Raw genomic sequence first — 21,536 nt, 5'->3', positions numbered from 1 at the left:
GTGTGGAGGTAGCGGGGTGCGTGGTGTCGCAGCAAAGCAATAGAATTGCGCGCATGCCGTACACGACCGGTTTTGACCGCGAAAAATACATTGCAATGCAGTCCGAGCACATCCAAGCGCGGAGAGCCGAGGTAGGCGGCAAACTCTACCTGGAGATGGGTGGCAAACTTTTCGACGACAACCACGCCTCCCGTGTTCTCCCCGGATTCACTCCGGACAACAAAATCGCCATGCTTGACCGCATTAAGGACGAAGTGGAAATTGTCATCTGCTTCAACGCCGGCGATGTCATCCGCCAAAAAGTGCGCGCGGACCTGGGTATTACATACGAAGATGACGTGCTGCGTCTTGTGGATGTGTTCCGCGACCGTGGCTTCCTCGTCGAAAATGTGGTGTGCACCCAACTCGACGGCCACAACCGCACCGTGGAGGCGTTCCTCGAGCGTCTTTCTCGCCTTGGCCTGAAGGTGTCGCGCCACTACATGATCCCTGGCTACCCCAACGACACCGCCAAGGTGGTCAGCGAAGAAGGGTTTGGCCGCAACGACTATGTGGAAACCTCCCGCGACCTGATTGTCATGACTGCGCCGGGACCTGGCTCCGGCAAGCTGGCCACCTGTCTGTCGCAGGTCTACCACGAGAACCAGCGAGGCATTGCCGCAGGTTACGCCAAGTTTGAGACGTTCCCCATCTGGAACCTGCCGCTCTCCCATCCGGTGAACCTAGCCTACGAGGCGGCCACCGCGGACCTGGACGATATCAACGTGATCGACCAGTACCACCTCGACGCCTACGGGGAGAAGGTCACCTCCTACAACCGCGACATTGAGGTCTTCCCGCTGCTGAAGACGCTGCTGCGTGAGGTTACGGGCACCGAGCCGTACCAGTCCCCGACCGACATGGGCGTCAACATGGCGGGCTATTGCATTTCCGACGACGAGGCCTGCCGCCACGCCGCCCAGCAGGAAATCATTCGCCGCTACTTTGCATCGCGTGTCGACGAACGCCGCACCGGCTCCGACTCCTCCATCTCCGATCGTGTGATGAACGTGATGCGCAAGGCGGATCTCTCTGTGCAGGACCGCGTTGTGGTTGCCCCTGCGCTCGACGTCGCGGAGGCGACCGGCAAGCCGGGTGCAGCACTTGAGTTGCCGGACGGCCGCATTGTCACCGGTAAGACTTCTGACCTGCTCGGACCTTCGGCTGCGGTGCTGCTCAATGCCCTGAAGCAGCTCGCGGGTATCGACGACGATGTGCACCTGCTCTCCCCTGATTCAATTGAGCCGATCCAGTCGCTGAAGACCCGCCATCTGGGTTCGGTCAACCCGCGCCTGCACACCGACGAGGTACTGATTGCCTTGTCCGTGTCGGCGGCGTCGAACCCGGACGCGGCGCTCGCGTTGGATCATCTGAAGTCGCTTCGTGGTTGCGATGCTCACATCACGGCGATCCTTGGTTCTGTGGACGAGGGCATTTTCCGCAATCTTGGCGTGCTTGCAACGTCTGAGCCGCAGTACTGGCGAAAAGGGCTGTACCACAAACGCTAAGAAAATCTTAGATTTCTTCTTTAAAACGGCTCCGCTCGTTGTATTTGTGGTTTATGGTCGCCTGTATGCCTGTACAACAACCGCCGGTGGAGACCGCGTTGGCTCAGCTCAACGACGGCATTGCTGCCGCCCGAGCTGACCAGCGTGAGGAAGTCACGCTACCCAAACAGACCGCTGCCTGGATCCGTGATCTGCTCGAGGATCTTGCGGAGGGGCGCCTCATGCGCCCACCCAGCCCCGAAGATGAAATGACCACCCAGCAGGTAGCTGACCTGCTCAACGTGTCTCGTCCATACGTGGTCAAGCTTATCGACGAAGGCACACTGCCCGGCCACAGAGTCGGTACACACCGCCGCGTGTACACGCGCGACGTATACGCCTACAAAGAACGGACCCGCTCGACGTAGACTGCCAGGCATGACCAGCAAAATCCTGCTCTACTACAAGTTCCAGCCCATCGCCGACCCGGACGCGGTGCGTCTGTGGCAACGCGACCTGTGCGAAGGGCTCGGCCTGACCGGCAGGATTATCGTCTCCGAACACGGCATTAACGGCACCGTCGGTGGCGACATCCGTGCCTGCAAGACCTACGCGAAGAAGACCAAAGAGTACTTCAAGGGCATCGAGTTCAAGTGGTCCGAAGGCGGTGCCGAAGACTTTCCGAAACTCAGCGTCAAAGCCCGCGACGAGATCGTGGCGTTTGGTGCGCCGGGGGAGTTGAAGGTTGATGAAAACGGTGTGATCGGGGGAGGCAAGCACCTCACTCCGCAGCAGGTCAACGAGTTCGTGGAGGCCAACCCGGACGTGGTCTTCTTCGATGGCCGCAACACCCGCGAGGCCGAGATCGGACGGTTTAAAAACGCGGTGGTGCCAGATGTGGAAACCACTCACGACTTCATCAAAGAGCTCGAGTCCGGCAAGTACGACTGGATGAAGGACAAGCCGGTCATCTCGTACTGCACCGGCGGCATTCGCTGCGAGGTGCTGTCCAGCCTGATGATCAACCGCGGGTTCGAAGAGGTCTACCAAATCGACGGCGGCATCGTCCGCTACGGCGAAGCCTTCGGCAACTCCGGCCTGTGGGAGGGCTCCCTCTACGTGTTCGACGACCGCATGCACACCGAATTCGGTTCCGCGGACGACCCGGACTACGTCCAGCTCGGCCACTGCGTGCACTGCGGGGAGGCGACCAACCAGTTCTACAACTGCGCCAACGAGCCGGAGTGCCGCCAGCAGTACTTAAGCTGCGAGGCCTGCCGGGAGAAGAACCCGTACTGTGCGCAGTGCGCAACTACATCGTCGCCAGCATCCCAATAGTCAGAATCAGCCACGCCATGGTGAACGGCACGAGCGGGATCCAGAACACGCCCATCCACGGGATCCAGCGCTCGTAGCGGTTGAGTTTGCGCACCATGATCACCGCGCAGCCGATCAGGCCGGCGATCGGTGGGAGAGAGGTGACTACAGCCCAGGTGGTGCGCCAGGTTGGGGTGCACAGCCAGGTGGCGTCGCCGTCGCTGCACAGCGGCCCGCCTTGCAGGCGGGCGACCAGGCCTAACACAAACGCCAACAGGAACGTCACCCCAACGGTGCCCAGCGCCCACGTGATCGCCTGACGGGTGGAGCGCTTATTGCGCCGGTCTACCTCCAGCGGATCCGGGGCATCCGCCAACTCATCAAAGGAACGGGGCTCCGGGCGAACGCGGGAAAAGCGGTCGGCGGGGGAGTGCAGGTCGTTTTCAGGATGGTCGCGCATACGCCCTAACCTACTTCGCTGCCTCCGGACAGACGATGACGGGCACAGGCGCGTAGCGGATGAACTCGCCTTCGAGCGTGCCCAAAAACACCGTGCGCAGATTCGGCGACGGCTGCGAACCCAGGCACATGATGTCGCCCTTGCGCCACTTCACCGAGTCAATTGAGCGCTTCCAGCTCTTGCCGGTGGACACGGAGCTGGTCACGTCGAAATGGTCGAGGCGGTCGGGGGAGAGTTCGCATGCGTACTCCCAGGCTCGGTCGCGGGCGTGGTCAAGCATGCCGAGGGTGCGTTCGTACCATTTCGGGCCGTGCTCGTCGTAACTCGTCGGAGAGAACGCGATGATGCGCAGCGGCAGGTGCAGCGCGCACGCGAGGGCGGTGGCGTAGTCCAGGCCGTAAAACTCGGGCTCTTTCTTCCCGTCGGTGTCCACCACGGCGTAGGTCACGCGCGTGATGCCCTTCTTAGACAGCTTCACTCCGCGCGGTGCCAGCCCGAGGGGGATGGGGGAGGAGTAGAGCATTTCGTCCGTAACGCTGGACGGGCGTAGTCGGCCCTTGGGTGATTTTGCGCGGGAGCCCATGACGATGAGGTCAGCGTTGAACTCTAAGGCGTTGTCGAGAAGCGAGCGGACGGTATCTTTGCCGTCCTTGAGCGTGGCCACCTCTTTGGACCACTGCGATTTCGGGATCTGCCCGTCGAGTTCATCGACCACGCGTTTGTGGAACTCTTCGCGCATCTTCTTCAGCTGCTTCTTGCGGCTCTTCGCCGAGGTTGTCAGCGCCTGGATCGGCGGCAGTTGCGCAGATGCCATGACCTGCACCTTCATCGGCAGGGAGCGGCCGAGCCAGGCGGCAAACTCGACGGCTTCGCCGCTTGTGGTGTCCCAGCCAACCGCAACGCGGAGAGGAGCATCCGAATCGACAGTGTTCGGTAGGCGTGCAGACTCGGGGGATACAGCGTGGTGGCTCACGTCGTGGCTCCTCGAAGTGGCAGTGTCGCTAGCAAACGTTTGAACATCAACATCATATGTGGCGTCGACGACGCACCGAAAACGGCGTTACCATTGCGCAGATGTTTGTGTATGAGGGTGAGGTGTCGCACGAGTGGCGTCGTCGTCACGCATTGCGCGAGCTCAACGCAGGGCGCATGCGTATCGACGACGCCTGCGACGCCGACTTCATCCTCCGCGCCGCCGCCGAACACCACGGCACCGCATCCCCACGGCCCTGCCCCATCTGTGGCGCCGAACTGCGGGAGATTACCTGGGTGTACAGCGAAAAACTCGGCCGACGCACCGGCACCGCCCGCAGCGCAGAAGAAATCGACCGCATGGTGCACGAGGTCGGCCCCATCACCGTCCACTTCGTGGAGGTTTGCCGCGACTGCAAGTGGAACCATCTGTTAAAGGAAGTCACTGCAGTACCAGTAGTGTGATTTCGCGTTGGCCGGGTAGGGTGTGCATAGAAAACGAGTAGGTAGCTCGCGGTTTCGCCCTCCCCGCGGGGGCCGCGAGTCAAATTGCGCAGGGAAAAACGAGTGTCAGATAAAGACAACGGCGGCGACACGACCGCCAAGAAGAAAAGCAACGGCTCAACGACCGTCACAACCAAGAAACGGTCGCGCGCATGGCAGTGGTTTATCGCGTTCTTGCTGTTCTTGGCCATGATTGCGGCGATCCCGCTGGCGTGGTTCTTCTGGAGCTACGCGCGCGCCGAGGTGCCCGAGCCGGGCAAGATTGAAACGGCGCAGATCTCCAACATCTTCTACCGCGACGGCGACAAGGAACTCGCCCGCATCGTCCCGCCGGAAGGCAACCGTAAGCAGATCCCGCTTGACCAGGTGCCCGAAGACGTCCAAAACGCGGTGCTTGCGGCAGAAGACCGTGACTTCTGGACCAACTCCGGCTTCTCCCCGACAGGCTTCGCTCGCGCCGCCATCGGGCAGCTCACCGGCAACGCATCCGCAGGTGGCGGCTCCACCATCACCCAGCAGTACGTGAAGAACGCACTGGTGGGCAACGAGCACTCCTACGAGCGTAAAGCTAAAGAGCTCGTCTACTCGGTGAAGATGACCAACCAGTGGGAAAAGGCCGACATTCTGCGCGCCTACCTGAACACGGTCTACTTCGGCCGCAACGCCTACGGCATCGAAGCCGCAGCGCACGCCTACTTCAACAAACCAGCCTCCCAGCTCACACTGGAGGAGGGCGCAGTCCTGGCCGCGTCGATCCAGCTGCCGAGCCAGCTTGACCCGTGGACCAACCGCGAAGCCGCGGAAGGCCGCTGGAACTACGTCATGGACGGCATGGTGGAAACCGGCGCCATCACCCAGGAGCGTCGCGCGGCCGCCCACTACCCGGAGACCCGTGACCCGGCCACCTACTCGGCCTACACGGAAGCAACCGGCGCAAATGGCCTGATTAAAAACCAGGTTGTGGCGGAGTTGGCCACCATCGGCATCACCGAGGACGACCTGACCAACCGTGGCCTGCAGATCACCACCACGATCGATGCTGGCACCCAGCAAAACGTCGAAGAGATCACCCGTCAGCGCCTGTCCTACCTGCAGGATGACGCCCGCTCCGGCGTCGTTGCCATCGAGCCGAGTACCGGTGCCGTGCGCGCCTACTACGGCGGCGAGGAAGCCAGCGGTTGGGACTACGCCAACGCGGGCCTGCAGACCGGCTCCACGTTCAAGATCTTCGGCCTGGCGGCAGCCCTGCAGCAGGGTATTCCGCTCAGCGCGGTGTTTGATTCGTCGCCAGTGACCCTGCCCGGCGGCATCACCGTGACCAACTGGGACGGCGGTGGCGGCGGAATGCTGTCCATGAAGGAAGCCACCCGTACCTCCTCCAACACCGCGTACCTGCGCATCCAGGACGAATTGGATAACACCACCCAGGACACCGCCGACATGGCGCATGCCCTCGGCGTGGCCAAGTCCATCCCGGGCATCCCTGTAACGCTGCGTGAAAACGGCGGCCAGCCCTACGAAGGCATCGTGCTGGGCCAGTACCAGTCGCGCGTGCTGGACATGGCTACCGCAGTGGCAACCCTGACCAACCGCGGCGCCATGCACCCGACCCACTTCGTGGAAAAGGTTGTGGACGCCAACGGTGAGGTCCTCTACGAGGTGGACCGCAACTACACCGAACGTCGCGTCTCCGAGCAGGTGGCGGACAACGTCCTCGAAGCAATGCAGACCGTGCCGGCGTACTCCAACGCGGTGCTCGCTGGCGGCCGCCCGTCCGCGGCAAAGACCGGCACTGCGCAGCTGGGCAACACCGGCATGAACAAGGACGCCTGGATGGTCGGCTCCACCCCGCAGCTAGCTGTGGCCGTGTGGGTCGGTACCGCCGACAACACCTCCGCCATCTTCAATGAGTGGGGCGGCAACATGTTCGGCTCGAACACGCCGTCGCAAATCTGGAAGCAGGTCTTGGACACTGAGCTGGCGGATCAAGACTTTGAGTACTTCGAGCCGGCAAGCCCGGTGTACTGGGGCGTGAACGCCTACAAGGGTGGCGTTGGCCTGGGTGGTTACTACTCCACTCCGGCAACCCAAAACTCGGCTACCGGGACTGCGCCGACGGAATCCGAGTCGGCTGCATCTTCCGCTCCGAGCGAAGCACCTGCTCCGGCACCAGCACCGGCTCCCGCGCCAGCACCGGCACCTGCACCTGCTCCCGCACCGGCGCCTGCGCCGGACTTGCGTGATGCTGTCAACGATGTGATCGGCCAAGTTCAGGAGGCGTTCCAGTAACAGCATGTCTCAGACTGATCAAACAACCGTCACATGGCCGGACCCGGCCGACCGCGTCCAGCCCGGCAAAACCGAACCGGTGGCACGCGGCTGGGTGAACTACCTCGGCGGACCAATGGGCCGCTTCGCCCAGATCGGCCGCGCCCGGTTCTGGACGCCGCTGCGCGCCATCATCGCCGTCGCATACATCTTCTTGTCCTTCGGCGCACTACAGAAGTCGCGCTGCGCTGGCGGCAAACTGGACGACAACGGCATCATGCAGCTCAACTGGGACGGCAACCGCCAGTTCGTCGCTGCCTGCTACAACGACATCATCCCGCTCTACGGAGCACGCGGTCTGGACCAGCCGGGCTTTGTCTACGCCTACTCGTGGGTAGAAGACGACCTGACCCGCTACATGGAATACCCGGTGCTCGCTGGCCTGTTCCAGCAGCTCAGCGCCTGGATCGCGCGCGGTACCTACTTCCTGACTGATAGCTTCCTGCCGGAATCCGGCTGGTACTTCTACGTCACCGCACTGCTGATGTCCATCATCTGGGTGATCACCATCCGCATGGTCGCGGAACTTGCCGGCAACCGCATCTGGGACACGCTGCTCGTCGCCGGTTCGCCGCTGCTGATCGTCCACGCGTTTACCAACTGGGACATCCCTTCGATCTTCTTCGCCGTCGCCGCGATGCTCGCGGCGCGCAACCGCAAGTGGTGGCTGGCCGGTGTGCTCGTCGGTTTGGGCACCGCGTTCAAACTGTGGCCGCTGTTCATCCTCGGCGCGTACCTCACTGTGGCGATCCGCAAGCGTGACCTCGTGCCGTTCTTCAAGATGGTCGGCGCCACCGCCATCACCTGGATCGCCGTCAACGCGCCGGTGTACCTGCGTTACCCAGACGCATGGAGCGAGTTCAACCGCCTCAACACCGACCGCGGCTGGGAGTGGACCACCATCTACGCGGTGCTCTCCCGCGAGTTCGGGTGGGCCGGCTTCGACTCCGGTGAGGGCGCCCCGGTGATCCTCAACGCCGTCACCCTGATCCTGTTCCTGCTCGGCTGCCTGTTCGTCCTCATCCTCGGCCTGCGTGCGCCGCAAACCCCGCGCATTGCGGAACTGATCGTGCTCATCGTCGGCTTCTTCCTGCTGTTTAACAAGGTATGGAGCCCGCAGTACTCTCTGTGGTTTGTGGTTCCCGCGGTCCTCGCACTGCCGTACTGGCGTCTGCTGCTGTCCTGGATGGTGGCGGACATGATGGTTTGGCCGGTGCTGATGTGGCACATGATGGGCGACGACAACATGGGTGTGCCGGGTTGGTTCCTGGACATCTTCATCCTGGCGCGCGATGCGTTTATCGTGGCGGTGATGGTGCTCGTCGTCAAGCAAATGCTCGGCAAGCGCCCGGACAAGGTCCGCGACGCGCACAACGGCCACGACCCGCTGATGTCGCTGCCTGCGCAGTGGAAAGAGCCTGTGCTTATCGACGAGCCCACGCCCGAGCCCGTTAAGCCCGCCGAGGCTGAGGCGGAGGCGGTGAGTACGCAACCATGACCACCGCAACGGTGCTCGGCATCGTCTCTATCCTGATCGCGTTTGCCCTGTTCGGCGCGTCGTTCTACATGGCAACGAAGGGCCGCAAGAAAGAGTCGATCATCTGCGGCGCGGTCGCGTTTGTGTTCATGACGATCATCCCGGTGTCGCTCGCACTTTTCGTCGCGGTGCCAAACCCGACCTGATTTTCGTCGTTACAGTGGGGCCCGTGCTTACGAAGAAGATGGTTGCCCTGACAGTCGCCGCCACCGCAGGACTTGCCGTGGCGGCGTGTTCTGATTCTGGCGAAACTGCGCCGGAGACTGCGCCTGAAACAGTCACTGAAACCGTCGCGCCCGAAACCGTGACGGAAACGTCGAACGCTGGAGCCGCTGTGTCCGAGGATCTCCCGGCCGCTGTGACCGGCTACTCGGATGAGGCGCGCAAGGATCTTGTCGACGAAAACGTGACCGAAGCCGAAGTCCAAGACGTCTTAAAGGCCGCCCAGGATGGCAAGGCCAAGGTGGAGTGGGACGATGACGGCTACTTCGAGGTGGAGTTCGGCGAAATCGACATTGATATCGATAAGGACGGCCTCGTTTTAGACGTCGACCGCTAAGACCGAAGATTTTCGCGTTTTGCTGCGGGTTCTGCTCGGTGAAAATATCCTGAAAGCACCGTGTCCGATACCGGACTGCTGTTGCTAAAAAGGAGCCCGCGTTGAACCGTCGAATTATTACCCTGCCGCTCGCCGTATCGCTGGTCGCGGGCGGCCTTGCCCCAGCTGCAGTCGCCGCTACAGTCGGGCCGAATGAAGGGCCCATGGTGTTGGCGGCGAACGGGATCTGCATGTTAAAGCTGAACGACCGGGAAGCGGCAACCTACAGCGCTTGGGCCAACGTCAGCACACAAGAGGTGTACGCCAACGCTGCGGTGAAAGCATTTGAGGTGCTGTACCCCGGAACAGAGAACATCGTTCGGGAGTTCCGGGCAGAACCCTCGCTTGCAGAGCTTGTGGAGGCACAGAAGAATCTCGCGAGCAGGCTCGCAGACGCCAAAGAGGCTCAAAAGCGCACTGAGCAGCGGTACACGGAACGCCTCCAGCAGGTAGGTATGGAGCATGTGCTGGCACAACACCTCACCGAGGAACTTACAAAGGTCGAGGTGTGGGCGGTAAAGCCGAGCATCAAACAGGGCAGCATCTCGGAGCGGCCGGTCAGCGCACTTGGTGTTGAGGAGGCGAACCGTGTGCGGGGCAAGCGCGTGAACCGGCAGGACTTTGAAGACGTTGCCTGGAAGAGCTTCGTTGTGCAGGGCAACCTGTCCCAGTCCGATCTGAAGACTTTCCGGAAAACGTTCTTGGCCGCCGACGATGTCCAACTCGCCATCGGGGGAACGACGGCGTACCTCGAAGTGGATATGAACGCGCGGGTTGCCTGCGCAGACGGCGGCAACCGAGAGGTGAAGTACCCGACCAGCATTGACGAGGTTCGTAATTGGAACATCGACTCGCTGCGCGGTGAGGCGGGCTTGAGCAGTTTGAGTTCTCAGGGTGAGGTTGAGGTATCCCCGCTCGCGATCGTGGGCCTTGTGGTCGGAGTTCTCGCAGCTTTGGGTATTGCGGTTGCGGCGGTCGGGCCGTCGTTGGGCATCCCGCTGCCGGCTCTGCCGAAGTTGCCGGGGTTGCCGTTCTAACGCCAGCCGTTGGTGCCTGCCAACGATTGGTTGCCGGCCAATTGTCCGCAATGCGGAGTCTTTCATGTCATCCCCGCGGCCAGGGTTTTGAGCAGTGCAAACCGTGGGGTAGTCTGTTCAGGTTGCTTGACGCAACGACCCTCCTGCCATGACCACAAGGGTTATGGCCGAACAGACTAAGACCATAGGAGGTGATGAGGTCCGTGCGTCACTACGAAGTAATGATCATCCTCGATCCGCAGCAGGATGAGCGCACCGTTGCCCCGTCCCTGGATAAGTTCCTGGAGACTGTCCGCAAGGACAACGGCAAGGTGGAGAACGTTGATGTGTGGGGCAAGAAGCGTCTTGCTTACCCGATCAACAAGAAGGAAGAGGGCATCTACGCCGTTGTGAACCTCGACTGCGAGGCTGACACGGTCAAGGAGCTCGACCGTCTGCTGAACCTGAACGACAACGTTCTTCGTACCAAGGTTCTGCGTACCGATAAGTAAGACCGGTAGGCTCTACAACCACACGATCAGCAGGTAGGAAGGTTCACGAAACATGGCTCAAGGCGATACCCCGATTACCGTTGTCGGCAACTTGGTTGCTGACCCGGAACTGCGTTTCATCCCGAGCGGTGCCGCGGTTGCGAACTTCCGCATCGCGTCCACCCCACGTACGTATAACCGGGAGACGAACCAGTTCGAGGATGGCGAAGCACTGTTTCTGACCTGTAACTGCTGGCGCCAGATGGCCGAGAACGTCGCAGAGTCCCTGACCAAGGGCATGCGCGTTGTGGTCACCGGCAAGCTCAAGCAGCGTTCCTACCAAACTAAAGAGGGCGAAAACCGCACTGTGTTCGAGGTCGAGGTCGATGAGGTCGGCCCGTCCCTGAAGTACGCCACGGCTAACGTCAACCGCAACCCGCGTGAGGGCGGGCAGGGCGGCTACGGCGGCGGCCAGGGCAACCAGGGTGGCGGCTTCGGCGGCCAGAACCAGCAGCAGGGCGGCTTTAACCAGGGCGGTTTCGGCGGCGGCCAAGGTAACCAGGGTGGCGGCTTCGGCGGCCAAACCCAGGGCCAGGGCCAAGGCGGCCAGAACCAGCCCCAGCAGCCTGCACATGATCCGTGGGGTTCCGCACCCGAGGCCGGTGGCTTCGGTGGCGCGGGCGATGAGCCACCGTTCTAAACGACAACCACACATCAAGCATTTTTCACCATAAGGAAGGTTAGGATTATGAAGCTGATCCTCACCGCTGCCGTCGAGAAGCTTGGCGAACCTGGCGAGGTCGTCGAGGTCAAGAACGGTTACGGACGCAACTTCCTGCTCCCGCGCGGCCTGGCTATCCCGGCTACCCGCGGCGCAGAGAAGCAGATTGAAGACATTAAGCGTGCTCAGGCTGAGCGCCAGGTCCGCGACCTGGATCACGCCAAGGAGCTGCGCGACCAGCTCGACCAGCTCACCGGCGTCAAGGTTGCCGTTCGCACTGCGAACAACGGCAAGCTCTTCGGCTCCGTGAAGGCTGCCGACATCGCCGACGCCGTCAAGGCTGCCGGCGGCCCGAACCTGGACAAGCGCCGCATCACCGTGCCTAAGGGCCTGGTGACCAAGACCGGTGGCTACCAGGTCAAGGTTAACCTCCACGACGACGTGGAGGGCAAGGTGAACTTCGAGGTCGTAAGCGCATAAGCACCGCTTGACGACGACTGCGCGTCAGAACAGCACGCAGCAGTCCAACGACAACAGCACTTGTAGCGCGGGTCCCACTTGTGAGGAGTGGGGCCCGCGCTTTTTGCATACCCAAAGTGTGGAAGAATCTTCGCCATGATCTCTTCCCGCCTGCGCCGGGTGCGCAACACCGTTTTGTCCCTCACTGTCGCAGCAGCGGGCGTGCTTGGTATGGCAGCCACCCCAGCCCAAGCGCTGGCCATGTATGCGGGTGACAGCATTCGCATCGAGTACAGCGATGGGGAGAAATACGGCTGCACGTTGAACTCCATCGCGTACCGGAGCGGCGCGATGTACGGCGTGACCGCCGGGCACTGCCTCGCCCCGATCGGTGGGGCGCACGCGGTACGGGTGCTAGCAGCGGATGCGCGCACCCCAGTAGCGAGCAACCTGCAGGATTCAGGTTTCGAGCTCGAGGGCGACAACACTCTCGGCGGCGAGTTGAAGGACGTTGCCTGGTTCCGCATGGACCGCCATGTCACCGATGCCCACGCGATGCGCGGCGGCTTCATCGATATTCCGTTCATCGGTGCGCTGCATGGTCTGAGCCAGTTCGCGCAGTTCATCAACCCCACGCGGCGTGTGGCGGGGCGCGCGCCGGTGACCTCGGTACGCGAAGGTCAGATCGTGTGCAAGGACGGCGCACGCACGTCCCGTACCTGCGGCCCGGTGCTCAACGTGAACCCGCGCACCGGAGAGATCGCGGTGATGATCCTGTCGCTGCAGGGCGATTCGGGCTCCCCGCTGTACACCGTGAATCCGGACGGCAGCACCAACATCGTCGGGATCATCTCCGGCGCGGCCTACGGGATCCTCGTCGCGGCAGATGCCGCAACGCCACTGCCAGCAGGTCTGCGGTAAAAGAGGGTCTTGCTGGACACCGCGAATCTGTATATCGTTGCGGATATACATCGATCTGTGGAGGGTGTCATGGCAGAACCTATTCGAGAGGAACCGAATGTGAGCGGTCCGATCCGTACGACTGTTTTTAAATCTGGGAACAGCCAGGCAGTGCGAATCCCTGCAGCACTACGCATTGCATCTGGGGCTGTGTCCATTGAAGCCGTGCCGGAAGGGCTTCTTCTGAGGCCGGAGGAAGAGGATTTCGGACTTGTCGTCGCCAGGCTTCGTGAATTCCAGAAGGAACACAACCTCGAGCAGGGACTAATTGAGGAAATTGAAGACCTCCCACTCGACGAAGTGCCGAACCTCGATCATTCCCCTGATCACGGAGGATGAACGATTCGATGGGATATCTTCTTGACACGAATGTCTGGATCGACATTGAACGGGGAACTCAACCCCGGGTTGTCCAACGAGTAACTGAATGTGCGAGCTCAAAGCTATGGCTCTCTACTGTTGTTCTCGGTGAGATTGAAGCGGGTATTCAGCGGTCGGTAAATCCAGAGATCCTGCACCGGACGTACAGGGTACTGCTACACGGTAGACGCATATTGGGAGTCGATGAGGAATGTGCATCGATTTACGGACGGCTTCGGGCAGATCTTCTAGATAGAGGGCTACCGATTGGGGCTAACGATCTATGGATTGCGGCCCAAGCGATCCGACAAGACTTAGTCCTAGTCACCGCCAACGAGAAAGAGTTTTCACGGGTTGGCGGCTTGAAGATTGAGAACTGGCGGTAGCCCCATGTTTCTTACCCGTGTGCGCATTGATGCTCCTGTCCAGGGCTACGCGCGTGATCTGTCGGTGGTGCACTCCCTCCAACAAACGCCGCTCGAGTTAGGCCAGGTCACGCTGTTGACCGGCGATAACGGTTCCGGAAAATCCACGCTCGTCGAGGCGATCGCCGTGGCCATGGGCGCCAACGCTGCTGGCGGTTCGCGCCACGCGCGCTTTACCGCCGCAGACCATTCGGCCCTGCACCGCTCGCTCACGCTGACGCGCCGCGAAAACCCCCGCGACGTCTACTTCCTGCGCGGCGAAACATACCTTGACCTTGCGGAATACCACGAGAGCCTGGGGCCCGCCGACCCGCTTGTAGGCCTCACCAGACGCAGCCACGGCCAGGGCATCATGGACCTGGCGCGCACCCGCTTCGGCCCGGACTCGCTAATTCTTCTCGACGAGCCCGAAGACGGCCTCTCCATCTTCTCCCAACTCGAACTCCTCGGCCTGCTGACGGTGCTCGCGCGGCGTGGGGCACAGGTGGTCGTCGCAACGCATTCGCCTGTGCTCCTTGCCATCCCAGACGCCCGCATCCTGCATGTTCCCGACCTCGAGCCTGTGCTTTTCGACGACTGCGAGCCCGTCACCGCCACCCGCGAATTCATCAACGACCCAACCGGCACCGCCCGCTACCTGGTGGGACCATGATGTTCATCCAACGCGTCGACGTCGACGCCCAAGCCGCACCGCCGTGGACTGTGGAGACCCCGGCCATCGCGCACGTCGCCGAGTTCGGGTTTGCCTTTAGGCGGCCGATTACGGTGATTACTGGCGGCAACGGGGTGGGCAAGTCCACGCTGCTGGAGGGAATGGCGCGGGCCTGGGGGTTCACGTTGGAAGGCGGCACGTGGGGTGTGGAGAAGGCGGGCGCCCACGACCCGCTTTACGGCGTGCTCACCCTGACCACCGGCCCGCGGGCGAAAGTCGGCTACTTCCTGCGCGGCGAAACACATACGCGCATCACCGAATTCGGCGGGCGCTCCCACGGCGAATCGGTCCTCGAACTGACATCGCGGCTGATCCCCAACGCGCTGTATCTTCTCGACGAGCCCGAGTCCGGCCTGTCCCCCGTCGCCCAAATGGCCCTACTGGCGCAGTTGCATGCGTTGGGTGAAGTGGGGGCGCAGGTAGTCGTCGTCACGCATTCGCCCATTGTGGCGGCGATCCCGGGTGCGGAGATCGTCGAGATCAGCGACGACGGCGTGGAGCGCAACCTCGCCGCAGAGGACACGCTGGCGTTTCGGGCGATGCGCGACTTCCTCGCGGACCCCCACGGCATCGCCGAGTTCATGGCGGACTGGGCAGAAGGGGAGTTTGGTTAAGCGTCCTTGAGTCGCGCCATGAGGTTAGCGCGCTCGTTGAAAATACGATCGAGCTCAGCGTGCGTAAGTCGCCGTGTTTCCTCGTAGCTCGCGACTTCCGACTCGTCGAATGATTCCATGACGCTGATACTACTGTATCTGCAGGCCTGGGCCGTGTCGTGGCGGTGTTATAGGGTTGCGCCATGACAGCGACGCGCACACAAGCAGACGAACTTCTCAAAGGCATTGCGGGCCCCGAAGCCATGCTTCGCGACGACCAGTGGACCGCCATCGATGCGTTAGTGAACCAGCGCAAACGCATGCTTGTCGTGCAGCGCACCGGTTGGGGTAAGTCGGCGGTGTACTTCATCGCGGCGAAGTTGCTGCGTGAGGCGGGTGCGGGGCCGTCGATCATTGTGTCGCCGCTGTTGGCGTTGATGCGTAACCAGGTGGAGTCGGCGGCGCGCGCGGGGATTCGTGCGGCGACGATCAACTCCGCGAATATGACGGAGTGGGACGAGATCCAAGCGCACCTGAACGACTATGACCTGCTGCTAATCAGCCCAGAGCGCCTCAACGCGCCGGATTTTAGAGAGCAGGTGCTTCCACAACTGGCGCGTTCTGCGGGGATGTTGGTGGTGGACGAGGCGCACTGTATTTCGGACTGGGGCCACGACTTCCGCCCCGATTATCGCCGTATTGCGGTGCTAATCGACGACCTCCCGGAGGCCACCCCGGTCCTCGCCACGACAGCGACCGCGAACGACCGTGTGGTGGCTGACGTTGTGGCTCAACTCGGCGAGAACACCGGTGTGCTGCGTGGCGGGCTGGACCGCGAGTCGCTCGCGCTGAACGTGGTGCAGTTGCCGGACCCAACCCAGCGCGCGGCGTGGATCGCGCAGTACCTCGCCTATGTCAACGGCTCCGGCATCATCTATTGCCTGACCGTCGCCGCTGCGCACGACCTCGCCGAGGCACTCGAAAACGCTGGCTGGAACGTCGCCGCGTACACCGGACGCACCGAAGCGGAGGAGCGCGAACGCCTCGAGCGCGCCCTGATCGACAACGAACTCAAAGCGCTCGTGGCTACGTCCGCGCTGGGCATGGGCTTCGACAAACCCGACCTGGGGTTTGTTGTGCACCTGGGGGCGCCGTCGTCGCCAGTGAGTTACTACCAGCAGATCGGCCGCGCCGGGCGTGCTACCGACCACGCTGAGGTCGTGTTGCTGCCCGGGCCTGAGGACGAGCGCGTGTGGGACTACTTCGCGTCCGTGTCCATGCCGGAGGAACACGTGGTGCGCCAACTTCTCGGCGCGCTAAGCGAGGAGCCGTTCTCCACACCTCGGCTGGAGAACTTCGTGGACCTCTCCCGTACGCGTATCGACCAGGCCCTGAAGGTTCTCGACGTCGACGGCGCCGTGCGTCGCGTGAAGGGCGGCTGGGTGTCCACCGGTGCTGCCTGGGAGTATGACCACGAGCGCTACGGCGGGCTCGCCGAAGCGCGTAAGCGCGAACAAGACCTGATGCTGGCTTACGAAGCCACGGACGGGTGCCGCATAGCGTTTCTACGTCGTGAACTCGACGACCCCACTCTCGCGCCCGATGAGCGTTGCGGGCGCTGCGACAACTGCACCGGCAATCACCTGCCAGTGGACGTGGACGCTGCGTTGGCGCAGCGTATGGACGAACAACTGCGCGCCCCCGGCGTCCAACTTACCCAACGCAAAATGTGGCCGACCGGCTCCGCGCGCCGCGGCAAGATCAAGGGCGTGCTGCAAGGCAAAGCGTTGGGGCGTCTCAACGACGTCGCCCGCGGTCCCGCCCTGGCAGAGCTGCTGCGGGCGAACACCTACCGGCCGCTGAGCAACTGGCGTGAGGATGCCTGGCTGGGCCGGTTCGTGGCGGTGCTCGCGGACTGGGCCTGGGAGGAACGCCCCACCACTGTCGTCGCTTTGGGCGATGCTGATCCGGCACGAAACGAGATGATCGTGGCTACCGCAGAAGCGCTGGCAAGGGTGGGGCAGATGCGGTTTGGTGGGGTCGTCGATACGCCATCGCGCGAGGTAGAAGCACGAAACTCGGCGTTTCGCGTCAACGGGCTTGACCGGTACTACGACTACACGGGCCTCGAGGTGGAGACAGGCCCCGTGCTGCTGCTGACCGGGGAGGTGGATTCCGGTTGGTCGGTCACGGTTGCGGCAGCCGACCTTGCGGAACGGTACGGGGTGGAGGTGCTACCGCTGGCGTTTGCTTCGCGCGCGTGATGCGGACTCGGCGATGGCGGCGGCGAAGACAAGCACCGTGCCGACTGGGATGAGGAGCATGAACAAGTTGATGATCGGCAACGCCATGTCGGCCTGGTACTCCTCCCAATGCGCAACGGCCATCGAGCCCCAGCCGACGACGAGGCAGGCGGTTGCGAGCCACACCGTGACCAGTGCGCCTATTTTCTTGCGACCGCGCGCCGCGGCGGTGAACCACGTGGCACCACCCAGCGCGAGCAATGTGGTCGCGGCCTCGAAGGTGCCGAAGAGCGCCGTGGCAGTCCGAAACTCCCAGCCGCCGCCGATCAGGCGCAACAGGCTTATCCACGCCGCAGGGAACACCACCATTGCGATGGCGTAGATCCAAAGAATGCCTCGTGTTTCCATGTATGCACTGTAACTGCGGAACAGTTGTCATGGCGTGTGATTGATGTGGATAAGTGTGGATCCAAAGTGCCTGGGCACGTGGCTGCAGGGGCCAAAAAAGGGGTCCGAAACTGTTGAAATGTGCTTTGTCAAACCCCGTGGTGAGAAGTTATCCCCCGGCTACACCCGGAGCGTGGGGTTTGGATGAATAGCGTTTGACCTGCGCGTTTGGGATAAGTTCCTGCGGGTTTGGTGTCGCTGTACACAAGTTCTCCACAAGCTGGGTGGATGACTTGTGAATAACTACCCGCACAATGTCGAAAGATTTCACAGCCCCTGTGGATAACTCGTCTGGTGGGTCTAGAAAATGTCGGAGGAGAGGGTAGTGTCATAGCCACAGTGAAAGGGGAAAACATGGGTGCGAACGACAGCTTCGACGACTACGTACCACCACCGGAGCCGGTAGCGGACTACGGCGACTTTGGGGACTTCGCCGACTTCGAACAAAACACTGGCGGCTCCAACCGCTTCGCCGGCGGCGATAACTTCGGTGGCAACGGCAAGGGTGGCCAGAAGCGCTACAACAAGTACGGCAACAACCGTGGTGACGTCCAGCAGGAGTACCGCACCCCACCCCACGACGAGCGCGCGGAGCGTTCCGTCCTCGGCGCAATGCTGCTCAACCCGGACGTGATCCTGGACGTGGCCGACGGGCTGCGGCCGGATGACTTTTACCACCCGGCGCACCAGCTTATCTACCAGGCGATTCTGGACCTGTTCTCCCAGGGAAGCTCCGTCGACGTGCTCATTGTCGCGGCACGCTTGGACCGTCTCAACGAACTGGAGCGCGTCGGTGGCGCCCCGTATCTGCACACGCTGATCTCTGAGGTGCCGACGTCGGCGAACGCCGGCTACTACGCGGAGATCGTCGAAGAGAAGTCGATCCTGCGCCAGCTGGTTAACGCCGGCACCCAGGTGGTCCAGTTGGGCTACGAGGGCGAAGAGGGCATGGAGATCGAAGCGCTCGTCGACCATGCGCAGCAGAAGGTGTTCTCCATTTCCCGCAATAACGTGGGCGAGGATTACCGTCCGCTCTCGGAATTGCTCAAGCCAACTATCGACGAGCTGACCATGATCGCATCCGGCGGTGCCCTCGAGGCCGGCGTGCCGACTGGGTTTATCGACCTAGACAAGCTCACCAACGGCCTTCACGCCGGCCAGATGATCATCATCGCAGCACGTCCTGGTGTGGGTAAGTCGACACTAGCGCTGGACTTCATGCGCTCCTGCTCGATCCACCAGGGCAAAACCAGCGTGATCTTCTCGCTGGAAATGAGTGCCTCCGAGATCATCATGCGCATGCTCTCCGCCGAGACGGAGATCAAGCTTTCCGCGATGCGTTCCGGCCAGATGGAGGAGCGCGACTGGGAGAAGCTGACCAAGCGCCTCACGGAGATCCAGGATGCGCCGCTATTTATCGACGACTCCCCGAACCTCACCATGATGGAGATTCGCTCCAAGGCACGCCGCCTCAAGCAGCAGCACGGCCTGGACCTGGTTGTGGTGGACTACCTGCAGCTGATGAGCTCCGGCAAGCGCGTTGAGTCCCGCCAGCAGGAGGTCTCGGAGTTCTCCCGCCACCTCAAGCTGTTGGCCAAGGAGCTCGAGGTGCCGGTCATTGCGATTTCGCAGCTCAACCGTGGCCCCGAAGCACGTACCGACAAGCGCCCGCAGTTGGCTGACCTGCGTGAGTCGGGCTCGCTGGAGCAGGACGCCGACATGGTGTTCCTGCTGTACCGCCCGGACTCACAGGATCGTGACGACGAGCGCGCCGGCGAAGCCGACATCATCGTGGCCAAGCACCGTGGCGGCCCGATTGACACCATCCCGGTGGCGCACCAGCTGCACTACTCGCGCTTTGTCAACATGGCCCACGGTTAGTTAGTTGTGTGGGTACTCCCCAACGATGTTGATGCGCGGGTGCCACGTTGTGGTCATCTCGAGCTCGTAGGTCATGTACGGGTCGTTGTCCGGGCCGTAGCAGCTCATCGTCTGCCCCGAAGATCCGACAGCGCAGCGCAGGTCATACGCACCGCCGGTGATGGGGCTGGGTACACCGGAGATATTCGTGAACGGCACCGACGTTACGTTTGGTTTGTTACTCCAGGCCCACGTGGCGTTAATCGCATGTGGGTAGGCCGCTGCCGCGAGGTCGCAGGAGGTGGTGTCGCCGACTGAGATCTTCGCGCCGTCGGGTGTCATGCCGCACTTGCCGCCGACCTGACCTTTGTACGCCGGGTCGAGTTCGAACGCTCCGGCTAGCGGGGCAGCGGGCTGCTCTGGTGCTGGTGCAGCCTCGGGTTCGGATTCCGGCTCGGTTTCGGGATTCGCCTCCGGCGCCGATTCAGGTGCGGGTGCGTCGACGACTTCGGTCGAGGTGACCACGATGGTCTCCGGCTCGCCGGTCCCACCCGCGCAACCGGCGAGCAACAAGGCGGTCAGCAGAGACAAGGGGGCGAGTACGCGACGCATGGCAATCCTTAACACGGGAACGGGGGATGAGTGCGATGGTACGTGGTGTCGTCGCTAGGCAAGCGCAACTCCCTTTTGCTCCGGCAACGTAAACGCAGCGACGCACGCCAGCAGGAACGCTGCGGCAAACACGCCGAACACTGCGGTCGAGCCGCCGAACGCCAGCACCGGCGGGACCACGAGCGGGGCGAGGATCGAACCGATGCGGCCGAACGCGGCACCCGCGCCGGTGCCGGTCGCGCGGATCGCGGTGGGGTAGAGCTCCGGGCCGATCGCGTACAGCGCGCCCCATGCGCCGAGATTGAAGAACGACAGCAGGCAGCCCGCGAGGATGATCTGCCACTCGGCACTCGCCATGCCGAAGCCGAACGCGGAGACCGCAGACCCTGCGAGGAACACGGACAGGGTCGTCCTGCGCCCCCAGACCTCGATGAGCCAGGCGGCAACCGCGTAGCCCGGCAACTGCGCAAGCGTGATAATCAGCGTGAACGTGAATGACCGCACGAGCGAGAAACCCTGCTCCACCAGCAGGGATGGGATCCAGATGAAGGCGCCGTAGTAGGACAGCGACACGCAGAACCAGACGGTCCAGAAGGCGGCGGTGCGTCGTCGCAAAGCAGCGCCCCAGATGCCACCTTGGATCGGCTCCTCCTGTGCAGGCACGGTGGTGTCGTAGTTTGCGGGGTCGGCCTCCGCCTCGAAGGAGCGCACGATCTCCTCAGCCTCGTCGTGGCGGCCCTTGGATTCCAGGAAGCGCACCGATTCCGGCAGGCCCAGGCGCACCACGATCGCGTACAGGGCGGGTAGCGCGCCGATGGCGAAGCCCCAGCGCCAACCGGTCTCGCCATTAGCGACGACAAACGTGCCGATCACCGCCGCCAGAATCCAACCCACCGCCCAAAACGCTTCGAGCAGCACCACCATGCGCCCGCGCACCTTACGTGGAGAAAACTCGCTGACCAGTGTGGACGCAACGGGAAGTTCCGCGCCGAGGCCCAAGCCCACCAGGAAGCGGAACACGATCAGCGACGCGACCGACCACGCCAGCGCCGACGCGCCCGTGGCCAACCCGTAGAGCAGCAGCGTCGCGGCGAACACCTGGCGGCGTCCGATCTTGTCGGCGAGCAACCCGCCGAGCGACGCGCCGATCGCCATACCGATAAACCCAACCGACGCGATCCAACTCGTCGTGGTCTTGTCTAGATCCCAGTGGATGGCGAGTGCTGCGATGATGAACGACACCAAGCCGATGTCCATCGCGTCCAGCGCCCAGCCAATGCCGGAGCCGACAAGCAGGCGTTTGTGTTTCGGGGTGACAGGAAGGCGGTCGAGGCGCTCAGTGCGCGTGAGCTGTTGATCAGTGTTCATGCAGGGGGAGTTTAGGCCGTGGCCTGC

At 62.5% G+C, this 21,536-nt stretch carries 25 protein-coding genes; 19 read left to right on the top strand and 6 right to left on the bottom strand.

Annotated elements, in window-relative coordinates; genetic code table 11:
* Nucleotides 1-53 precede the first annotated feature (53 nt).
* From CCOY_RS11660 to trhO, 3 genes are all read left to right on the top strand, one after another.
* Nucleotides 54-1,547, top strand: coding sequence for a DUF1846 domain-containing protein (locus tag CCOY_RS11660; RefSeq protein ID WP_070614181.1), 1,494 nt, complete (start codon nucleotides 54-56; stop codon nucleotides 1,545-1,547).
* A gap of 65 nt (nucleotides 1,548-1,612) precedes the next feature.
* Complete coding sequence (locus CCOY_RS11655) at nucleotides 1,613-1,954, top strand: helix-turn-helix domain-containing protein (RefSeq protein ID WP_070450708.1); 342 nt, start codon at nucleotides 1,613-1,615, stop codon at nucleotides 1,952-1,954.
* Between the two features lie 10 nt (nucleotides 1,955-1,964).
* The gene (gene trhO / locus CCOY_RS11650) at nucleotides 1,965-2,864 is read left to right on the top strand and encodes an oxygen-dependent tRNA uridine(34) hydroxylase TrhO (protein WP_070568400.1); all 900 of its coding nucleotides are present in this window, start codon (nucleotides 1,965-1,967) and stop codon (nucleotides 2,862-2,864) included.
* Here trhO and CCOY_RS11645 read toward each other — a convergent pair.
* Both CCOY_RS11645 and CCOY_RS11640 read right to left on the bottom strand, forming a co-directional pair.
* Nucleotides 2,839-3,303 (bottom strand): hypothetical protein, encoded by a 465-nt coding sequence (locus CCOY_RS11645; protein WP_070422061.1) that lies wholly within the window; start codon nucleotides 3,301-3,303, stop codon nucleotides 2,839-2,841. The two genes, trhO and CCOY_RS11645, sit on opposite strands and share 26 nt — an antisense overlap.
* A gap of 10 nt (nucleotides 3,304-3,313) precedes the next feature.
* Complete coding sequence (locus CCOY_RS11640; protein ID WP_092100950.1) at nucleotides 3,314-4,276, bottom strand: universal stress protein; 963 nt, start codon at nucleotides 4,274-4,276, stop codon at nucleotides 3,314-3,316.
* A 101-nt stretch (nucleotides 4,277-4,377) separates the two neighbouring features.
* Here CCOY_RS11640 and CCOY_RS11635 point away from each other — a divergent pair, with 101 nt between their 5' ends.
* From CCOY_RS11635 to CCOY_RS11575, 14 genes are all read left to right on the top strand, one after another.
* Nucleotides 4,378-4,740, top strand: a complete 363-nt coding sequence (locus tag CCOY_RS11635; RefSeq protein WP_070422103.1) for a DUF5318 family protein — start codon at nucleotides 4,378-4,380, stop codon at nucleotides 4,738-4,740.
* A gap of 102 nt (nucleotides 4,741-4,842) precedes the next feature.
* Entirely contained in the window at nucleotides 4,843-7,068 is a 2,226-nt protein-coding gene (locus CCOY_RS11630) for a transglycosylase domain-containing protein (RefSeq protein ID WP_224213355.1), read from the top strand.
* A 4-nt stretch (nucleotides 7,069-7,072) separates the two neighbouring features.
* Nucleotides 7,073-8,605: a glycosyltransferase family 87 protein gene (locus CCOY_RS11625; RefSeq protein WP_070820113.1), complete on the top strand. Its 1,533-nt coding sequence runs from the start codon at nucleotides 7,073-7,075 to the stop codon at nucleotides 8,603-8,605.
* The gene (locus CCOY_RS11620) at nucleotides 8,602-8,790 is read left to right on the top strand and encodes a hypothetical protein (protein WP_092100948.1); all 189 of its coding nucleotides are present in this window, start codon (nucleotides 8,602-8,604) and stop codon (nucleotides 8,788-8,790) included. Before CCOY_RS11625 ends, CCOY_RS11620 begins: the two co-directional genes overlap by 4 nt.
* 23 nt (nucleotides 8,791-8,813) lie before the next feature.
* Nucleotides 8,814-9,203 (top strand): hypothetical protein, encoded by a 390-nt coding sequence (locus tag CCOY_RS11615; RefSeq protein ID WP_244268651.1) that lies wholly within the window; start codon nucleotides 8,814-8,816, stop codon nucleotides 9,201-9,203.
* A gap of 101 nt (nucleotides 9,204-9,304) precedes the next feature.
* Nucleotides 9,305-10,279: a hypothetical protein gene (locus CCOY_RS11610; protein WP_143028434.1), complete on the top strand. Its 975-nt coding sequence runs from the start codon at nucleotides 9,305-9,307 to the stop codon at nucleotides 10,277-10,279.
* Between the two features lie 194 nt (nucleotides 10,280-10,473).
* Nucleotides 10,474-10,770: a 30S ribosomal protein S6 gene (gene rpsF, locus CCOY_RS11605; RefSeq protein ID WP_070422055.1), complete on the top strand. Its 297-nt coding sequence runs from the start codon at nucleotides 10,474-10,476 to the stop codon at nucleotides 10,768-10,770.
* Between the two features lie 52 nt (nucleotides 10,771-10,822).
* Entirely contained in the window at nucleotides 10,823-11,449 is a 627-nt protein-coding gene (locus CCOY_RS11600; protein ID WP_070422054.1) for a single-stranded DNA-binding protein, read from the top strand.
* Nucleotides 11,450-11,497: 48 nt separating this feature from the next.
* A complete protein-coding gene (rplI, locus tag CCOY_RS11595; RefSeq protein WP_070422053.1) occupies nucleotides 11,498-11,950 on the top strand; it encodes a 50S ribosomal protein L9 in 453 nt (150 codons plus the stop codon).
* Nucleotides 11,951-12,085: 135 nt separating this feature from the next.
* Nucleotides 12,086-12,850: a chymotrypsin family serine protease gene (locus CCOY_RS11590; RefSeq protein ID WP_092100946.1), complete on the top strand. Its 765-nt coding sequence runs from the start codon at nucleotides 12,086-12,088 to the stop codon at nucleotides 12,848-12,850.
* Between the two features lie 69 nt (nucleotides 12,851-12,919).
* Nucleotides 12,920-13,228: an antitoxin gene (locus CCOY_RS11585; RefSeq protein WP_141739352.1), complete on the top strand. Its 309-nt coding sequence runs from the start codon at nucleotides 12,920-12,922 to the stop codon at nucleotides 13,226-13,228.
* The gene (locus tag CCOY_RS12175) at nucleotides 13,225-13,635 is read left to right on the top strand and encodes a type II toxin-antitoxin system VapC family toxin (protein ID WP_083284750.1); all 411 of its coding nucleotides are present in this window, start codon (nucleotides 13,225-13,227) and stop codon (nucleotides 13,633-13,635) included. The genes CCOY_RS11585 and CCOY_RS12175 overlap by 4 nt, the downstream gene beginning before the upstream one ends.
* A 4-nt stretch (nucleotides 13,636-13,639) precedes the next feature.
* On the top strand, nucleotides 13,640-14,326 hold the full coding sequence (locus CCOY_RS11580) for an AAA family ATPase (RefSeq protein WP_070614176.1): 687 nt from the start codon (nucleotides 13,640-13,642) through the stop codon (nucleotides 14,324-14,326).
* Nucleotides 14,323-15,000: an AAA family ATPase gene (locus CCOY_RS11575; protein WP_092100945.1), complete on the top strand. Its 678-nt coding sequence runs from the start codon at nucleotides 14,323-14,325 to the stop codon at nucleotides 14,998-15,000. The genes CCOY_RS11580 and CCOY_RS11575 overlap by 4 nt, the downstream gene beginning before the upstream one ends.
* Here CCOY_RS11575 and CCOY_RS11570 read toward each other — a convergent pair.
* Nucleotides 14,997-15,119, bottom strand: coding sequence for a hypothetical protein (locus tag CCOY_RS11570; protein WP_256365573.1), 123 nt, complete (start codon nucleotides 15,117-15,119; stop codon nucleotides 14,997-14,999). The genes CCOY_RS11575 and CCOY_RS11570 overlap by 4 nt on opposite strands.
* 63 nt (nucleotides 15,120-15,182) lie before the next feature.
* Here CCOY_RS11570 and CCOY_RS11565 point away from each other — a divergent pair, with 63 nt between their 5' ends.
* Nucleotides 15,183-17,243, top strand: coding sequence for a RecQ family ATP-dependent DNA helicase (locus CCOY_RS11565; RefSeq protein WP_092100942.1), 2,061 nt, complete (start codon nucleotides 15,183-15,185; stop codon nucleotides 17,241-17,243).
* On the opposite strand, the gene CCOY_RS11560 is transcribed toward CCOY_RS11565, so the two are convergent.
* Nucleotides 17,214-17,630, bottom strand: coding sequence for a hypothetical protein (locus tag CCOY_RS11560; protein WP_070422048.1), 417 nt, complete (start codon nucleotides 17,628-17,630; stop codon nucleotides 17,214-17,216). The genes CCOY_RS11565 and CCOY_RS11560 overlap by 30 nt on opposite strands.
* Nucleotides 17,631-18,023: 393 nt before the next feature.
* Between CCOY_RS11560 and dnaB the strand changes: the two genes are divergently transcribed.
* Nucleotides 18,024-19,550, top strand: coding sequence for a replicative DNA helicase (gene dnaB / locus CCOY_RS11555; protein WP_070450684.1), 1,527 nt, complete (start codon nucleotides 18,024-18,026; stop codon nucleotides 19,548-19,550).
* Here the strand turns inward: dnaB and CCOY_RS11550 are convergent, their stop codons facing one another.
* Both CCOY_RS11550 and CCOY_RS11545 read right to left on the bottom strand, forming a co-directional pair.
* On the bottom strand, nucleotides 19,551-20,141 hold the full coding sequence (locus CCOY_RS11550; RefSeq protein ID WP_070450682.1) for a hypothetical protein: 591 nt from the start codon (nucleotides 20,139-20,141) through the stop codon (nucleotides 19,551-19,553).
* 54 nt (nucleotides 20,142-20,195) lie between these two features.
* A complete protein-coding gene (locus tag CCOY_RS11545; RefSeq protein ID WP_070484985.1) occupies nucleotides 20,196-21,509 on the bottom strand; it encodes an MFS transporter in 1,314 nt (437 codons plus the stop codon).
* Nucleotides 21,510-21,536: the final 27 nt, after the last annotated feature.

The sequence above is a fragment of the Corynebacterium coyleae genome (assembly GCF_030408635.1).
Taxonomy (GTDB): Bacteria; Actinomycetota; Actinomycetes; order Mycobacteriales; family Mycobacteriaceae; genus Corynebacterium; species Corynebacterium coyleae.
This window is presented reverse-complemented; position numbering and strand designations above follow the sequence as displayed.

Coding starts and splice junctions, on each gene's coding strand:
- CCOY_RS11660 (WP_070614181.1), top strand. CDS start 54: ATGCCGTACACGACCGGTTTTGACCGCGAAAAATACATTGCAATGCAG.
- CCOY_RS11655 (WP_070450708.1), top strand. CDS start 1,613: ATGCCTGTACAACAACCGCCGGTGGAGACCGCGTTGGCTCAGCTCAAC.
- trhO (WP_070568400.1), top strand. CDS start 1,965: ATGACCAGCAAAATCCTGCTCTACTACAAGTTCCAGCCCATCGCCGAC.
- CCOY_RS11645 (WP_070422061.1), bottom strand. CDS start 3,303: ATGCGCGACCATCCTGAAAACGACCTGCACTCCCCCGCCGACCGCTTT.
- CCOY_RS11635 (WP_070422103.1), top strand. CDS start 4,378: ATGTTTGTGTATGAGGGTGAGGTGTCGCACGAGTGGCGTCGTCGTCAC.
- CCOY_RS11625 (WP_070820113.1), top strand. CDS start 7,073: ATGTCTCAGACTGATCAAACAACCGTCACATGGCCGGACCCGGCCGAC.
- CCOY_RS11620 (WP_092100948.1), top strand. CDS start 8,602: ATGACCACCGCAACGGTGCTCGGCATCGTCTCTATCCTGATCGCGTTT.
- rpsF (WP_070422055.1), top strand. CDS start 10,474: ATGAGGTCCGTGCGTCACTACGAAGTAATGATCATCCTCGATCCGCAG.
- CCOY_RS11600 (WP_070422054.1), top strand. CDS start 10,823: ATGGCTCAAGGCGATACCCCGATTACCGTTGTCGGCAACTTGGTTGCT.
- rplI (WP_070422053.1), top strand. CDS start 11,498: ATGAAGCTGATCCTCACCGCTGCCGTCGAGAAGCTTGGCGAACCTGGC.
- CCOY_RS11590 (WP_092100946.1), top strand. CDS start 12,086: ATGATCTCTTCCCGCCTGCGCCGGGTGCGCAACACCGTTTTGTCCCTC.
- CCOY_RS11585 (WP_141739352.1), top strand. CDS start 12,920: ATGGCAGAACCTATTCGAGAGGAACCGAATGTGAGCGGTCCGATCCGT.
- CCOY_RS12175 (WP_083284750.1), top strand. CDS start 13,225: ATGAACGATTCGATGGGATATCTTCTTGACACGAATGTCTGGATCGAC.
- CCOY_RS11580 (WP_070614176.1), top strand. CDS start 13,640: ATGTTTCTTACCCGTGTGCGCATTGATGCTCCTGTCCAGGGCTACGCG.
- CCOY_RS11575 (WP_092100945.1), top strand. CDS start 14,323: ATGATGTTCATCCAACGCGTCGACGTCGACGCCCAAGCCGCACCGCCG.
- CCOY_RS11570 (WP_256365573.1), bottom strand. CDS start 15,119: ATGGAATCATTCGACGAGTCGGAAGTCGCGAGCTACGAGGAAACACGG.
- CCOY_RS11565 (WP_092100942.1), top strand. CDS start 15,183: ATGACAGCGACGCGCACACAAGCAGACGAACTTCTCAAAGGCATTGCG.
- CCOY_RS11560 (WP_070422048.1), bottom strand. CDS start 17,630: ATGGAAACACGAGGCATTCTTTGGATCTACGCCATCGCAATGGTGGTG.
- dnaB (WP_070450684.1), top strand. CDS start 18,024: ATGGGTGCGAACGACAGCTTCGACGACTACGTACCACCACCGGAGCCG.
- CCOY_RS11550 (WP_070450682.1), bottom strand. CDS start 20,141: ATGCGTCGCGTACTCGCCCCCTTGTCTCTGCTGACCGCCTTGTTGCTC.
- CCOY_RS11545 (WP_070484985.1), bottom strand. CDS start 21,509: ATGAACACTGATCAACAGCTCACGCGCACTGAGCGCCTCGACCGCCTT.